Source organism: Streptosporangium sp. DT93 (genome assembly GCF_049844535.1).
Taxonomy (GTDB): Bacteria; Actinomycetota; Actinomycetes; order Streptosporangiales; family Streptosporangiaceae; genus Streptosporangium.
The window spans coordinates 1-319 of the sequence record NZ_JBNCLF010000092.1; the positions used below are offsets into that span (position 1 = coordinate 1).

At 63.6% G+C, this 319-nt stretch carries 1 pseudogene; it reads left to right on the forward strand.

Features of this window, described 5'->3' with window-relative positions:
• Window positions 1–319, forward strand: a pseudogene (locus tag ACLQ2R_RS39625) (hypothetical protein); the annotation flags it as partial.

Here is a 319-nt window from a genome sequence, read left to right on the forward strand (position 1 = left end):
CGGTGTCCAGATCGGTGGCGGCACCGCCAAGGAAGTCTCCAAGGCCGACTACGACAAGTTCACCGGTCGTAAGGAAGTCAAGCAGCAGGAGATCTCCAAGGAGGAGTACAAGAAGTGCGTCCTGAACCTGGGCGCCTGCTGGTCCGAGGGCAAGAACACCCAGGCCGACGTTGTCGGCCCGAACCACCCCGGCGCCGTTCTTGAGCGCGTCGAGGTCAGCGAGGGTGTCTACAAGGCCGCTCAGGTCGGCCCCGGCAACGGTAACAAGCTGGGCGAGCCCGAGGTCGAGCACGTCACCCTGTCCGAGTACAAGGACTAC